The following is a 15095-nucleotide window of genomic DNA, read 5'->3' on the forward strand; positions in this document are numbered from 1 at the left end:
GGGTCCGCACTACCGTTGAACCGAGCGAGATGAACGCCGGCGACATGAAAACCACGACCGACCTCCACACCGAACTGGTGACCGCGGCCCGCGCCGCCCATGCCGGCCGCGACTGGCACGGCTCGTATGCGAACTTCGCCCGGGCCAACGCCGTCGCGGCGCTGAGCACCGACGACCTCGACGCGTTGTCGGTCGCGGCCTGGCGCATCGGCGAGGCCAAGGAAGCGGTGCGCATCGCCGAGCGGGTTTTCGCCCAGTTGGCGCGCAGCGATCCGAACGCCGCGGCGCGCAAGGCCGTCGAACTGGCGCTGGCGTGGCTGACCCGCGGGGACCTCAACATCGCCGCCGGGTGGATGAACCGCGCCCGCCGACTGCTCGACGGTGTGCCGGAGAGCCCGACGCACGGTTACCTCACCTATCTGGACGCCGTGGTCGCCGTGCTCGGCGACGACCTGGACACGCTGACCCGGTTGGTGGCGGATCTGCGGGCGATGAGCGGCCGGCTCGACGTGCCCGCACTGACCGCGCTCGCGATGGTGGCCGAGGCGATCGAGGCGGTCTATGCCGGGCGGATGTCGCACGCCGGTGGACTTCTCGACGAGGTGATGCTGCCGCTGATGGCCGACGACGTGCCGATCGACTGGGCCGGCGACATCTACTGCATCGTGCTGCACATCTGCCACAAGGTGGCCGACCTGCCACGGATGCGGGCCTGGGTGCACTCCATGGAACGGTGGTGCGCGGCGGCGGGATCCGACACCTACGGCGGGGTGTGCGACGTGCACCGGCTGCAGGTGCGGGCCGCCACCGACGACTACCAGAGCCTGGAGAACCAGTTGGCCCGCGCCAGCCAGATGCTCGAGAGCGTCAACTCCTGGGCGGCCGGCGAGGGGTTCTACCAACTGGGGGAGGTGCGGCGACTGCGCGGCGACGCGGACGGCGCGTTCGCCGCGTACGCCAGGGCCCGCGCATCGGGTGTCGATCCGCAGCCGGGTGAGGCGATGCTGCGCTGCCGGCTGGGCCAGAGCCAGGCGGCATGGGCCGATCTAAGGGTGGCCCTGACGTCGGCAGACCGCCTGGACCGGATGCGCCTCCTGCGCGCCGCCGTCGAGATCGCCTTGGCGCGTGGGCAATTCGAGGAGGCCGAGCAATACTGCCGCGAACTGGAAGACGGTGCGGCGCAATTCGGCACCGCGGGCTTCCGGGCGTGGGCGGCCCATGCGCGCGGCGCGGTCCACGTCCAGGCCGGACGGCACGCCGAGGCGCTCGACAGCCTGGGCGCCGCGTTACGCGAATACCGCACCCAGCAGTCGCGTTACGAGACCGCCGAGGTCTACGAGTGGATGGCGTTGGCGCACCGCGCGTTGGGTGACCACGCAACCGCGGACGCCGATTCCGCCACCGCGGAGAGCATCTACGCCCATCTCGGGGTGGAACCCGCCACGGTCTGCGGCCGACCTCCCGGTGGGCTCACCAAGCGGGAGATCGACATTTTGCGCCGCATCGCCGCCGACGGTGCGAGCAACCGCCAGTTGGCGCAACAGATGTTCATCAGCGAGAAGACCGTCGGCCGGCACCTGGCGAACATCTACCTCAAGCTGCAGGTGTCATCGCGCGCTGCGGCGGTGGCGTGGGCGCACCAGCACAACATCGCGTAGCCGGCATCGTGTAGGCCGAAGGTGCGGAAAATACATCGTTTTCCCGATCCGCCCACCCGCCCCGGCGCCTAGCGTTCCGGGGTATGACCACACTCGATGACACCACCTCCACCGAACAGTTCGCCGAACGCATCGTCGGCGCCATCGACAGCGCGAGCCTGACGATCCTGCTGTCCATCGGACACCAGACCGGTCTGTTCGACACGTTGGCCCAACTCCCGCCGGCCACCAGCACCCAGATCGCCGACGCCGCAGGACTCGACGAACGCTATGTGCGTGAGTGGCTCGGCGGCACGGTCGCCGCCCGCGTCGTCGACTACGACGCCGCGGCGCAGACCTATTCGCTGCCGCCCACGCACGCCGCGGTCCTCACCCGCGCGGCCGGCCCGGACAACCTGGCCCGGGTCGCGCAGTTCATCCCGCTGCTCGGCGAGGTCGAGCAGAAGATCATCGAATGCTTCCGCCACGGTGGGGGACTGCCCTACAGCGCCTATCCGAGGTTCCACACCCTGATGGCCGAGGAGAGCGGTGAGGTGTTCGACGCCGCGCTCGTCGACGTGATCCTGCCGATGGCCGACGGCCTGCCCGCGCGGCTGGCGGCCGGCGTCGACGTCGCCGACATCGGTTGCGGCAGCGGACATGCCATCAACGTGATGGCGCAGGCGTTTCCGGCCAGCCGGTTCACCGGCATCGACTTCTCCGACGAGGGCCTGGGCGTGGGACGCGCCGAGGCGCAGCGCCTCGGGCTGCAGAACGCGCAGTTCGTCGCCGCCGACGTGGCGACGCTGGACGCCGTCGAGGCCTACGACGTCATCACGGTGTTCGATGCGATCCACGACCAGGCGCAGCCCGCGCGGGTGCTGGCCAACATCCAGCGCGCCCTGCGGCCGGGCGGCGTGTTCCTGATGGTCGACATCAAGGCGTCGAGCCGGCTGGAGGACAACGTCGGGGTGCCGATGGCGCCCTACCTCTACACCGTCTCGACGATGCACTGCATGAGCGTGTCGCTCGGGCTCGACGGCGCGGGGCTGGGGACCTGCTGGGGCCGCCAACTCGCCACGTCGATGCTGGCCGACGCCGGCTTCACCGAAGTGGACGTGCGGGAGATCGACTCCGATCCGCTGAACTTCTACTACGTCTGCCGCAAGTAACATCTGCCCGATGGGCGTGCTCGACGTGATCGCGGACTGGCCGGTCGGTACCGCTGCCGCGGCGGTGGTCGGACCGGCCGGTGTGCTGGCCGAGTACGGCGATCAGCGGCACCGGTTCCGGCTCGCGTCGGTCACCAAACCGCTGGCGGCGCGTGCCGCGCAGATCGCCGTCGAGGAAGGTGTCGTCGACCTCGACACCGAGGCGGGTCCGCCCGGCTCGACCGTCCGGCACCTGCTCGCCCACACCTCCGGGCTTTCCATGCACTCCGACGAGACGATGGCCGAACCGGGCGACCGCCGCGTCTACTCGAACTACGGATTCGGGGTGCTCGCCGCCACCATCGAGCGGGCCGCCGACATCGAGTTCGGCCGCTATCTCGCCGAGGCGGTGTTCGAACCGCTCGGCATGTCCGACAGCACGCTCGACGGCGGGGCGGAGGCCGCCGGGTACGGGGCCTACTCCACGGTCGCCGACGTCGCGGCGTTCGCCGGCGACCTGCTGCGCCCGAAGCTGGTCTCCCAGCAGATGCACGACGAGGCGACCAGCGTGCAGTTCCCGGGACTCGACGGCGTGTTGCCCGGCTTCGGCGTGCAGCGCCCCAACGACTGGGGCCTGGGGTTCGAGATCCGCGACGACAAGTCGCCACACTGGACCGGCTCGACGAACTCGAAGCGCACGTACGGCCATTTCGGCCAGTCAGGGACGTTTCTGTGGGTGGATCCGGACGCGGACCTGGCGCTCGTCACCTTTGCTGATCGCGACTTCGGGGACTGGGCGTACGAGCGTTGGCCGACGATCTCTGATGGAGTCCTGAGAGAATTCGGGCCACACTAGCGCAACAGGCGCCTCACAAGGCACAATAGACACGCACGACACAGTTGTAATTCGGTTTCAAGAGGCCGCTTGGGGAAGACGTCCCTCGTGGAGCCGAAGGAGCAGCTATGCGTGCGTCGAACCAGTTCGCCGACGCGACGACAGGCGTGGTGTACGTGCACGCCTCACCCGCGGCGGTGTGCCCACATGTCGAGTGGGCGTTGTCGTCGACCCTGTCGGCGCGCGCCAACCTGAAGTGGACCCCGCAGCCCGCCATGCCGGGGCAGCTTCGCGCTGTCACGAATTGGGTGGGTCCCGTGGGGACCGGCGCGCAGTTGGCCAACGCCCTGCGCTCCTGGTCGGTGCTGCGTTTCGAGGTCACCGAGGACCCGAGTCCGGGAGTGGACGGACACCGCTGGTGCCACACCCCGCAGCTCGGCCTGTGGAGCGGCCCGATGAGCGCCAACGGCGACATCGTGGTCGGCGAGATGCGGCTGCGTGCGCTGATGGCCGCCGGCGCCGACGTGCTCGCCGCCGAACTGGACACCGTGCTCGGCACGGCATGGGACGAGGCGCTGGAGCCCTACCGCGACGGCGGCGCGGGCGCCGAGGTCAGCTGGCTGTCGCGCGGAGTCGGGTAGCCAGACTTCCCCCGCGAGCAGACACAGAATCGCCCTTTCCCGGTCGCGAAAGGGCGATTCTGTGTCTGCTCGCGCTAGGGGGCGGGCACCAGGATGCGCAGCGCGCCCGGCACCGCGGACACCGTGACCGGGAGCGGACAGGCGTAGTCGCCGTCGGCGTAGGCGTTGATGCCCGGGCAGTCCACCTCGACGACCCGCGCGCGGGCGGTGGTCACGTCGTCGAGGTTGACGTGGGTCCCCTTGAACACCGTCGGGAACAACCGGATCAGCCGGGTCCGCGAGGCCGAATGCACCATCGTGACGTCGAGCAGCCCGTCGGTGTGGTCGGCGTCGGGACAGATCAGCATGCCGCCGCCGTAGCTTCGGGTGTTGCCGAACGCGGCCAGCGTCAGATCGGTACGCACCTCCTCGCCGCCGTCGAAGCGCAGCCGGAACGGCAGCAGTCGCAACTTCGACAGTTCGGCGACCATCGCCACGTTGTAGCGCATCCGGCCGTGCGGCCAGCGCATCCGGTTGGTGCGGTCGCTGACCAGGGAGTCGAAACCGGCCGCCATCACCGTGCCGAACCACTTGTGCCCGCCGGACGCGTCGTCGATCCGGCCGAGGTCGACGGTCTCGGTGTGGCCGTCGGCGATCACGTCGGCCGCCGCCTCCGGGTCTCCGGTCGGCAGACGGTATTCGCGGGCATGGTCGTTGCCGGTGCCCGCCGGCACGATGCCCAGCGGGACGTCGCCGTGTGCCAGCGCCTGCAGGGCCAGTGAGATGACGCCGTCCCCGCCGACCACGACGAGCGCGTCGGTCCCGCCGGCCAGCGCCTCGTCTACCAGACGGCGCGCGTGAGCGGCGTCGGTCCCGACGATCGCCGTCACGTCGACACCACGCCGCTGGAACCGGGCGACGGCGCGTTCGGTGGCGTGCGGGGCGTTGCCGTGGCCCGACAGCGGGTTCGTCAGCACCGTGACGTGGCCGATGGTCATCGGGCTCATCGTGTCATGGAATCAGCTTGCCCGGGTTGAGGATTCCGGCCGGGTCGAGGGTCGCCTTGACCGCACGCAGGATCTCCACCCCCAGGTCGCCGACCTCGTCGCGCATCCAGGGCCGGTGGTCGGCGCCGACGGCGTGGTGGTGGGTGATGGTGCCGCCGGCGCGCATGATCGCTTCCGATGCAGCGGCTTTCGCGGCACGCCACTGCTCGATCGGGTTGCCGCGCTGGGCGGCGACGACCGTGAAGTACAGCGACGCGCCGGTCGGATAGACGTGCGAGATGTGGCAGAGCACCAGCGCCGACGTCCCGGATCGGCCGAGCGCATCCGTCAGCGCATCGGTGACCGCGGTCTTGAGCGCCGGGACGTTCGACCACGTGGTGGCGGTTTCGAGCGTCTCGCACAGCGCCCCCGCGGACAGCAGCGAGTCACGCAGATACGGCGCCCCGAACCGGCCGTGCTCCCACGCCTTGGCGGGTCCCTCGCCCAGTGACCTGCCGCCGTGCTCTTCGAGCAGGGCGCGGGTCTCGGCGTGTCTGCTCTCGGCGTGCGCTGCACTGCCCTCGAAGACCGTGACGGCCAGGCATCCGCCGGTGATGGTCTGCTCGCCGATGGCCTCGGTGGTCGCCAGGTTGACGCCGGTCTCCGCCTCGTCGGACAGTCGGAGCACGGTCGGTCCGCTGCCGGTCTGGGTGACTGCGCGCAAAGCCGTTGCGCCGGTGGCGAAGTCGGGGAACGACCACGCCTCGTATCGGGTCACCTCCGGAACGGGGTGCACCCGCAGCCGTACCCGGGTGATCACGCCGAACGCCCCTTCGGAGCCGACGAGGAGCTGCCGCAGGTCCGGGCCTGCCGCCGAGGCGGGAGCGCGGCCGATGTCGAGGACACCGGCCGGAGTGACGGCGCGCAGGCCGCGCACCATGTCGTCGAAGCGGCCGTAACCCGCGGAGTCCTGACCCGAGGACCGGGTCGCGGCGAAGCCGCCGATGGTCGCATAGCAGAAGCTCTGCGGGAAGTGTCCGAGGGAGAAACCGCGTTCGCCGAGCAGCCGTTCGGCGTCCGGGCCGGTGACGCCGGCCCCCAGTTCGGCCTCACCGGAGACCTCGTCGAGCCAGTGCAGCCGGTCGAGTCGCCGCAGGTCGAGCGACACCACCGCGGTGAAGTCGCCGCGGATCGGATCCAGACCCCCGACCACGCTCGTGCCGCCGCCGAACGGCACCACCGCGATCCGCTGCGCGCCGCAGTACTCGAGGATCGCGGCGATCTGATCTTCGTCGGCGGGCAGCAGGACCGCGTCGGGGGCCTCCTGTTCACCGCGGTCGCGGCGGCGCAGCAGGTCGAGGGTGGACTTGCCGCCCGCGTGCAACAGCCGGCCGGCGTCGTCGACCAGGCAGTACGGCGCACCGACGATGTCGCCGAGTGCGTCGCGGTCGGCATCGGGCAGCGCAGAGGGGCGCACGGTCACGTCCTCGAGAGCGGGCGGTGCCGCCCCTTCCGTGACGCCGAGCGCCTGCTCGAGCAGCGCCCGGATGCCGTCGGACAGCGGTTTGGCGGCATCCGGGTCACCCCAGGCGTTCCACTTCATCGGGGGGAGAAGGGCTGCTGGGTGCTCCGATCCGGCGGACATGCGTTACAGTATTACACATGGTGTCAATCCGTAAGGACAGTCCGCGATCGGTGGAGGAGCGCATCCTCGACGCCGCCGCGGAGTGTGTCGTGGCCTACGGGGTCAACCGGGTGACGCTGGCGGAGATCGCCCGCCGCGCCCGGGTCAGCCGGCCGACCATCTACCGCCGCTGGCGCGACACCGACGCGGTGCTCGCCGCCCTGCTGACCGCGCGGATCGCCGGTGTGCTCGACGCGGTACCCGGCAGCGCGGTCGGCCGCGAGCCGTTGGTCGACCGGATCGTGCGGGTGGGGGATCGGCTGCGCAACGACGAGATCGTGATCGCGGTGCTGCACAGCGCGCCGGAGTTGGCGATGGTCTACATCACCGAACGGCTAGGCACCAGCCAGCAGATCCTCATCGACGCGCTGGCCGGTGAGATCAAACTCGCCCAGGACGAGGGCAGCGTCCGCTCGGGTGAACCCCGCCAACTCGCCGCGATGTGCCTGCTGATCACCCAGTCGACCATCCAATCCGCACAGATGGTCGCCCCGCTGCTCGACGAGGAGGCACTGTCGGTGGAGCTGGCGCGCTCGTTGAACGGATACCTGCGGCCATGACCTCGTCACGGAGTCCGGTCCTGAACGCGTCCCGCCGCGCCACCGAACTGAGCGCCCTCGCCGACGGTGCCCCGCTCGACGTCGTGGTGATCGGTGGCGGGATCACCGGCACCGGTATCGCACTGGACGCCGCGAGCCGCGGGTTGTCGGTGGCGCTGGTGGAGAAACACGATCTGGCGTTCGGCACCAGCCGCTGGAGTTCCAAACTCGTCCACGGCGGGCTTCGCTACCTGGCCAGCGGCAACGTCGGCATCGCGCGGCGCAGCGCCGTCGAACGCGGGATCCTGATGACCCGCAACGCCCCCCACCTCGTCTCCGCGATGCCGCAGCTCGTACCGCTGCTCCCCGAGATGGGTGGTCCGGCGCGCGCGCTGGTGCGGGCGGGATTCCTGGCGGGCGACGGACTGCGCCGGCTGGCGGGTACGCCGGCGTCGACGCTGCCGCGCTCGCGACGCGTCACGGCCGGGCGGGCCGCCGAGCTGGTACCGGCCGTCCGCCGCGACGGGCTGGCGGGAGCGTTCCTCGCCTACGACGGCCAGCTCATCGACGACGCCCGCCTGGTGACCGCGGTCGCGCGAACGGCCGCCCAGCACGGCGCGCGCATCCTCACCCGCGTCGGCGCCTCCCACGCCACGGGGACCTCCGTCCGGCTCACCGATCAGTGCACCGGCGAGTCGTTCGACGTCGCGGCGCGCGCGGTGGTCAACGCCGCGGGTGTGTGGGCCGCCGACGTGGACGAGACGCTGCGGCTGCGGCCATCGCGGGGGACGCATCTGGTGTTCGACGCCGCGGCGTTCGGCCACCCGACCGCCGCGCTGACCATCCCGATCCCCGGCGCGCTCAACCGGTTCGTCTTCGCGATGCCCGAACAACTCGGCCGCGTCTACCTCGGGCTCACCGACGAGGATGCGCCCGGGCCGATACCCGATGTGCCACAACCGAGCCCACAGGAAGTCACCTTCCTGCTCGACACCGTCAACACCGCGCTGGCGACGACGCTGACCGCAGCCGACGTCAGAGGGGCCTACGCGGGACTGCGCCCGCTGATCGACACCGCGCACGCGAGGAGCGAAACAGGCACCGGCGCCGGCAGCACCGCCGACCTGTCGCGCGACCACGCGGTGACCGAATCCCCGTCCGGCGTCATCAGCGTGATCGGCGGCAAGCTGACCGAATACCGTTACATGGCCGAAGACGTCCTCGACCGCGCGATCGCGCTGCGCGGTCTGACCGCGGGCCCGTGCCGCACCCGTGACCTGCCGTTGGTGGGGGCGGTCGGCCGGGTTCCGGCGGATCTGCCTACGTCGCTGGTGGCCCGCTACGGCGCCGAGGCCCCACATGTGGTCGCCCGCGCCCGCTGCGACCGGCCCACCGCGGCCGTGGCCGACGGAATCGACGTCACCCGTGCCGAATTCGAATACGCGGTCACCCACGAGGGTGCGCTGACCGTCGACGACATCCTCGACCGACGCACCCGGATCGGCCTCGTCGAGGACGACCGCAACCGTGCGCTGCAGGTGGCGAAGGAGTTCGTCGACGCACTTGTGGAGTGACGGCGGTCACATCTGGGTATCCGTGCCGGATGAGTGCAGCACCCACCTTGAAAAAGGCGCTCAACCAGCGCCAACTGCGGATGATCGCCATCGGCGGCGTCATCGGCGCCGGACTGTTCGTGGGGTCCGGGGTGGTGATCGCCGACACCGGGCCCGGCTCTTTCCTCACCTACGCGATGAGTGGCGTGCTCATCATCATGGTGATGCGGATGCTCGCCGAGATGGCGGTGGCCAATCCGTCCACGGGCTCGTTCGCCGACTACTCGCGCAACGCCCTGGGCAACTGGGCGGGTTTCTCCGTCGGGTGGCTCTACTGGTACTTCTGGGTCATCGTCGTCGGATTCGAGGCGATCGCGGGCGCGAAGATCATCCAGTACTGGATCGACGTCCCGCTGTGGGCGTCCTCGCTGGTGTTCATGGTGCTGATGACGGCGACCAACCTGTTCTCGGTGAAGTCCTACGGCGAGTTCGAGTTCTGGTTCGCCGGGATCAAGGTCGCCGCGATCGTGGCCTTCATCGCGCTCGGTGCGCTGTTCGTGGTGGGGCTGTGGCCGGGTAAGGACGCCGACTTCTCGAATCTGACCGCGCACGGCGGCTTCATGCCGATGGGCTTCGGGGTGATCACCGTGGGGATCGTGACGGTGATCTTCTCGATGGTGGGCGCCGAGATCGCGACGATCGCGGCCGCCGAGTCGGCGGACCCCGAGCGGGCGGTGTCCAAGGCCGCGAACTCGGTGATCGTGCGCATCCTGCTGTTCTACGTGGGCTCCGCGCTGCTGCTCGTGACGATCCTGCCGTGGAACGACGAGGGGATCGCTGCGTCACCGTTCGTCGCGGCGTTCACCGAGATGGGCATTCCCTATGCCGACCACGTGATGAACGCCGTCGTGCTCACCGCGGTGCTGAGCTGTCTGAACTCCGGGATGTACACGGCGTCGCGCATGCTGTTCGTCCTCGCCGCCCGGCGGGAAGCGCCGCCCTCGCTGGTCCGGGTGACCCGCAGGGGAGTGCCGGCACAGGCGATCCTGGCGTCGTCGGTGGTCGGGTTCCTGTGCGTGATCGCCGCGGCGGTGTCACCGGACACCATCTTCGCGTTCCTGCTCAACTCCAGCGGCGCCATCATCCTGTTCGTCTACCTGCTCATCGCCGTCTCCCAGATCATCCTGCGCAGGCGCACACCGGATTCCGAACTGCGCGTGAAGATGTGGCTCTTCCCGGTGCTGTCGGTGCTCACCGCGGTCGGGATCGTGGCGATCCTGGTGCAGATGTTCATCGACGACGCGCTGCGGTCCCAGTTGGTGCTGAGCCTGCTGTCCTGGGGAGTGGTGCTGTTGCTCTACTTCGCCAACAAGCACTTCCTCAAGCGCCGGCCGACCAAGGCAGGGGTCACCGGCACCGGCAAACCGCATCGGGTCCTCGTGCTGGCCAACCAGACCGTCAACTCGACGGAGCTGCTCGACGAGCTGCACCGGATCGGCGCCGATCAGGAGACGCACTACTTCGTGGTGGTGCCGGTCAGCCCGATCGAGACGGGCACGGCCGAGACGCACGGACCGCTCGACGTCGAGGAGGCCACCCAGAAGGCCGCCTCCGAACGCCTCGACCTGACGCTGAACGCGTTGCGCGGGCACGACTTCACCGCCGACGGCGAGCTCGGCGACCGCCGGCCGCTGCGGGCGCTGGCCGACGCCGTCGAGAGTTTCGACCCCGACCAGATCGTCATCTCGACGCTGCCGCCCGAGAAGTCGGTGTGGCAGCGCTTCGACGTCGTCGACCGGGCCCGCGCACAGCACAGGGTTCCGGTGACCCACGTGGTCGCCACGGGCGCCGAAGCCACGGCCACGCCATGACGATCGTCGCCGGGTTCAGCGCCAGCCGGCAGGGCAGCGCACCGCTGCATCTGGCGGCCGAGATCGCCCGGTGCACCTTCGACCGGATCATCGCCGCGGCGATCGTCGAGCGGCCGTGGCCGCCTCGCGGCGACCCGGTCGAGGAGGAGTACCTGCGCTACGTCACGGCCGCGGCGCGCACGTCACTCGAACGGGTGGTCGCCGAGATGTCCGGCGACGCCGATGTGTCGGTCGTCGTGCACAAGGCGGCGTCGGTACCCGAAGGTCTGACCGAGCTCGCGGCGCACCACCACGCCGACGTGGTCGTGGTGGGCTCCTCGTCGTCCGGTCTGCTCGGCCGGGTCGCGCTGGGCAGCGTGACCGACCGCCTCGTGCACACCGCCGCGGTGCCGGTGGCGATCGCACCGCGCAGCTATCCGCCGAGCCGGGAGCCGATCCGGCGGCTGACCGTCGCCTACGGTGGGCACGCCGACGCCGTCCGGTTGATCGAGACCGCCACCGAACTCGCGGTGCGGTGGTCGGCGCGGCTGCGGATCGCGTCGTTCTCGGTGCGGCCGGTCGCGGTGTTCAGCGGGTCGATCGAACCGTCCGCGGAAAGCCTCGTCGTCGAGCAGTGGTCGAGGCGCACCGCCGACGAAATCACCAAGCAGCTCAACGAGATTCGGGCCCACATCGCCGCCCCCGACGCCGAGGTGGTCGTCGGGGTCTCCCACGACTGGCGTACCGCCGTCGAGGACGTGGCCTGGGAGCCGGGCGATCTGCTTCTGCTCGGCTCCGGTGCGGCCGGGCCTGCCGCGCACGTGTTCCTCGGGTCGGCCGCCGCGAAGATCCTGCGGCACAGCCCCGTTCCGGTGATGATCGTCCCGAGGCGCTGACCGGGCCACCTGACGGTGACTGGTGTTGCGGCGCTACGCGGCCATCGCGTCGTAGAGGCGCGCGATCTCGGCCGGTGCGACGTCGACCTGGCACTGCTGCCGAAGGGTGCGCAACGGCTGGGCGATGCGCTGCAGATCGGCCCACTCCTGCGGGTTGGCGACGAAGTAGTTCCGAATCACCGCCTCACCACCGGAACCGGCGTTGGTGATCGCGTCGTTCGCGCCGGGGTGGCTGTTGAGATATGCGGCGGTCTGCCCCGAGACCGACGACAGGGCGCTGCTCAGTCCGGCAGCGGTGCACTGGGGCTGCGCCGAAGCCGACGGTATGGCGATGGTGGCGGCCGCGACCCCCAGCAGGGCGCCGGTGCTGAGCACGCCGGCGAGTTTACGGCGCATGGTGATGCCCGATGTGATCATTTTTCTCCCCTTGATTTCCGGCGATGATCCTTCCCCCGACGCCGTTCCCCACGCTACGCGCCGCCGGCGCTGCTGCCAGGCAGACGCAGAAATCCCCGGCGACGCCATGCGGCGGCCGGGGATCTTCCGGGTGTTCTGCGTAGAGCGCCTACAGCGGGATGTTCTTGTGCCGGCCGCGGCGGGCGGGCGCCTCGGCCAGCGCCTGGGTCAGCTTGCTGCGGGTGTGGGCGGGGTCGATCTTCTCGTCCACCACGCCGATCTCGATGGCGGAGTCCACGCCGCCGGCGATGCGTTCGTGTTCGGCGGCGAGCTCCTCGTGCAGCGCCTCGCGGTCCTCGGGGGCGGCGGCGGCCAGCTTCTTCTTGTGCAGGATGCCGACCGCGGCCTTGGCGCCCATGACGGCGACCTCGGCGTCGGGCCAGGCGAAGACCTTCGTCGCACCCAGCGACCGCGAGTTCATCGCGATGTAGGCGCCGCCGTAGATCTTGCGGGTGACCAGCGTGACGCGCGGGACGGTGGCCTCACCGAACGCGTGCAGCAGCTTGGCGCCGCGGCGGACCACGCCGCCCCACTCCTGATCCACGCCGGGCAGGTAGCCCGGCACGTCGACGACGACGACCAGCGGGATGCCGAACGCATCGCACAGCCGCACGAAACGCGCGGCCTTCTCGGCGCTTTCGGAGTTCAGGCAGCCGCCCAGCCGCAGCGGGTTGTTGGCCAGCACGCCGACGGTGCGCCCGGCCAGCCGGCCGAGGCCGACGACCATCGACGGCGCCCACTTGCCCTGGAACTCCTCGAACGGCACGCCGTCGTCGAGCAGTGCGGTGATCAGCGGGTGCACGTCGTAGGCGCGCCGCGCCGACTCCGGCAGCAGCGCGGCCAAGTCGCTGTCCTGGGCTTCGGCCTTGGTGCGGTCGAAATGGCCCTGCTGGCTGAACAGTCCGACCAGGCGGCGACCGCGCTCGTAGGCGTCGAGTTCATCGCTGGCGACGATGTGGCAGACACCGGACTTCTTGTGGTGGGCCTCGGGTCCGCCGAGCGAGACCATGTCGACGTCCTCGCCGGTGACGCTGCGCACCACGTCGGGGCCGGTCACGAAGACCTTGCTGTCGGGCGCCATCACGATCACGTCGGTCAGGGCCGGTCCGTAGGCGGCGCCGCCCGCGGCGAAACCGACGACCACGGAAATCTGCGGGATGTAGCCGGACGCCCGGATCATGGCCTCGAACACCAGACCGACCGCGTGCAGGGCCTTGACCCCCTCGGCCAGGCGGGCGCCGCCGGAGTGCCAGATGCCGACGATCGGGCTCTGTTCCTCGATCGCGGTGTCGTAGGCGTTGACGATGTGGCGGCAGCCCTCGACGCCCATGGCGCCGCCCATCACGGTCCCGTCGGTGCAGAACGCGATGCTGCGGACGCCGTTGACGGTGCCGGCCGCGGCGAGCACACCCGAGCGGTCCCGCTCGTGCAGCAACTCGACGGTGCCGTCATCGAAGAACGTGCGCAGGCGCAGCAGCGGATCGCGCGGGTCGAGCGTTTCGCCGACCGTCTCGGGGGCCATGACCGTCATTCAAATCCTCCTAGTGCCCGTTCCGATGTCAGCTGACTGTCGAGAAGCTGTGGTGCTCAGTACTTCCCGAAAGCGAGCGCGACGTTGTGCCCACCGAATCCGAACGAATTGTTGATCGCGTACTGGTAGTTACCGGGGCGCGGAGAGCCGGCGACGACGTCGAGGTCGATCTCCGGATCCAGGTTCTTCAGGTTGAGGGTCGGGGGGATGACGCCGTTCTTGAGCGCCAGCACCGTCAGGATGGACTCCACCGCGCCGACGGCGCCGACCGAGTGGCCGAGCGCGCCCTTGGGTGCGTAGACCGCCGGTTTGTGACCGCCCATCGCGTTGTTGATCGCCTTGCCCTCGGCGACGTCACCGACACTGGTGCCGGTGGCGTGCGCGTTGACGTGGTCGATGTCGGTCGGCTGCAGACCGGCCAGCTGGATGGCGCGGGTCATGGCCCACCCGGCCTGTTCACCGTTGGGGTCCGGCGCCACGATGTGGTAGCCGTCCGAGGTGACGCTCGCACCCATGATGCGGGCCAGGATGTTGGCGCCGCGGGCCTTGGCGTGTTCCTCGGTCTCGATGACCAGGAGCGCACCGCCCTCGCCGAAGACGAAGCCGTTGCGGTCCTTGTCGAACGGGCGGCAGGCGCCGGCCGGATCGTCGTTGGTGGTCGACAGCACGATGCGCATCTGCGCGAACCCCGCGATCGGCACCGCTTCGATCCGGGTCTCGACACCGCCGCAGATCGCGATGTCGGCCTCGCCCAGCACGATGTTGCGCCAGGCCTGGGCGATGCCCTCGGAGCCGGAGGCGCAGGCCGAGACCGGGGTGATGACCCCGGCCCTGGCCTTGCGCTCCAGACCCACCGCGGCGGCGGCCGCGTTGGGCATGTACATCTGCACGGCCAACGGTGACACGGCCTTGAGACCCTTGGCACGCATCCCGTCGTAGCTGAACACGAGCTCCTCGGTGGAGCCCATGCCCGTGCCGATCGAGACCATCAGCCGACGCGGGTCGACCTCCGGGGAACCGGCGTTCGCCCAGACCCGCCGGCCCAGCACGGTCGACATCTTCTGCAGGTAGGACAGACGGCGCAGCTCGACACGCGTGAGCTCACTGTCGAAGTCCTCCAGCAGATGCCCGCCGATCCGGACCGGGAGGTCGTACTCCTCGACGAACGGATCCTCGAGCGTGCGGATACCGCTCTGCCCGTCGAGTAGACGCTGCCAGGTGGTCTCCGCATCGGTAGCCAGGGCGGTCGTCATGGCAACTCCCGTGACGACCACGTTGGGGAAACCGTTCCCCGTCGAAAGCCTGGTTAACCGTGCCATTACTGCTCCGTATGTGTCTTTCCGTTGGTCGTGCGCTA

At 70.0% G+C, this 15095-nt stretch carries 13 protein-coding genes; 8 read left to right on the forward strand and 5 right to left on the reverse strand.

Translation table 11 applies throughout. The features are described 5' to 3' along the window. Positions 1-29 precede the first annotated feature (29 nt). The 4 genes from G6N49_RS06045 to G6N49_RS06060 all read left to right on the forward strand — a co-directional run bounded on the left by G6N49_RS06045 (position 30) and on the right by G6N49_RS06060 (position 4264). Entirely contained in the window at positions 30-1658 is a 1629-nt protein-coding gene (locus G6N49_RS06045) for a LuxR C-terminal-related transcriptional regulator (protein WP_011560762.1), read from the forward strand. Between the two features lie 83 nt (positions 1659-1741). Then, positions 1742-2809: a class I SAM-dependent methyltransferase gene (locus G6N49_RS06050; protein WP_011560761.1), complete on the forward strand. Its 1068-nt coding sequence runs from the start codon at positions 1742-1744 to the stop codon at positions 2807-2809. Positions 2810-2819: 10 nt separating this feature from the next. Beyond that, the gene (locus tag G6N49_RS06055; protein ID WP_011560760.1) at positions 2820-3644 is read left to right on the forward strand and encodes a serine hydrolase domain-containing protein; all 825 of its coding nucleotides are present in this window, start codon (positions 2820-2822) and stop codon (positions 3642-3644) included. Positions 3645-3751: 107 nt separating this feature from the next. Next, positions 3752-4264 carry a DUF3145 domain-containing protein gene (locus G6N49_RS06060; protein ID WP_011560759.1) on the forward strand — a complete coding sequence of 171 codons (513 nt, stop codon included), beginning with the start codon at positions 3752-3754 and terminating at the stop codon, positions 4262-4264. Positions 4265-4338: 74 nt separating this feature from the next. Here the strand turns inward: G6N49_RS06060 and G6N49_RS06065 are convergent, their stop codons facing one another. After that, on the reverse strand, positions 4339-5250 hold the full coding sequence (locus G6N49_RS06065; RefSeq protein WP_011560758.1) for a diacylglycerol kinase: 912 nt from the start codon (positions 5248-5250) through the stop codon (positions 4339-4341). A gap of 4 nt (positions 5251-5254) precedes the next feature. Then, entirely contained in the window at positions 5255-6832 is a 1578-nt protein-coding gene (locus tag G6N49_RS06070; RefSeq protein WP_011560757.1) for an FAD-binding oxidoreductase, read from the reverse strand. 59 nt (positions 6833-6891) lie between these two features. Between G6N49_RS06070 and G6N49_RS06075 the strand changes: the two genes are divergently transcribed. From G6N49_RS06075 to G6N49_RS06090, 4 genes are read left to right on the forward strand one after another with little or no spacing between them, the layout of a single operon-like run. Continuing rightward, entirely contained in the window at positions 6892-7473 is a 582-nt protein-coding gene (locus G6N49_RS06075) for a TetR/AcrR family transcriptional regulator (RefSeq protein ID WP_011560756.1), read from the forward strand. Continuing rightward, positions 7470-9026 (forward strand): glycerol-3-phosphate dehydrogenase/oxidase, encoded by a 1557-nt coding sequence (locus G6N49_RS06080; RefSeq protein WP_011560755.1) that lies wholly within the window; start codon positions 7470-7472, stop codon positions 9024-9026. The genes G6N49_RS06075 and G6N49_RS06080 overlap by 4 nt, the downstream gene beginning before the upstream one ends. Positions 9027-9055: 29 nt before the next feature. After that, a complete protein-coding gene (locus G6N49_RS06085; RefSeq protein ID WP_011560754.1) occupies positions 9056-10876 on the forward strand; it encodes an amino acid permease in 1821 nt (606 codons plus the stop codon). Further along, positions 10873-11751: a universal stress protein gene (locus G6N49_RS06090; protein ID WP_011560753.1), complete on the forward strand. Its 879-nt coding sequence runs from the start codon at positions 10873-10875 to the stop codon at positions 11749-11751. The genes G6N49_RS06085 and G6N49_RS06090 overlap by 4 nt, the downstream gene beginning before the upstream one ends. Positions 11752-11784: 33 nt before the next feature. Here the strand turns inward: G6N49_RS06090 and G6N49_RS06095 are convergent, their stop codons facing one another. From G6N49_RS06095 to kasB, 3 genes are all read right to left on the reverse strand, one after another. Next, positions 11785-12168: a hemophore-related protein gene (locus G6N49_RS06095; protein WP_011560752.1), complete on the reverse strand. Its 384-nt coding sequence runs from the start codon at positions 12166-12168 to the stop codon at positions 11785-11787. Between the two features lie 148 nt (positions 12169-12316). After that, positions 12317-13738: an acyl-CoA carboxylase subunit beta gene (locus G6N49_RS06100; protein WP_011560751.1), complete on the reverse strand. Its 1422-nt coding sequence runs from the start codon at positions 13736-13738 to the stop codon at positions 12317-12319. Between the two features lie 56 nt (positions 13739-13794). Next, entirely contained in the window at positions 13795-15057 is a 1263-nt protein-coding gene (kasB, locus tag G6N49_RS06105; protein ID WP_011560750.1) for a 3-oxoacyl-ACP synthase KasB, read from the reverse strand. Positions 15058-15095 lie beyond the last annotated feature (38 nt).

The organism is Mycolicibacterium monacense (assembly GCF_010731575.1).
In the GTDB taxonomy this organism is placed as follows: Bacteria; Actinomycetota; Actinomycetes; order Mycobacteriales; family Mycobacteriaceae; genus Mycobacterium; species Mycobacterium monacense.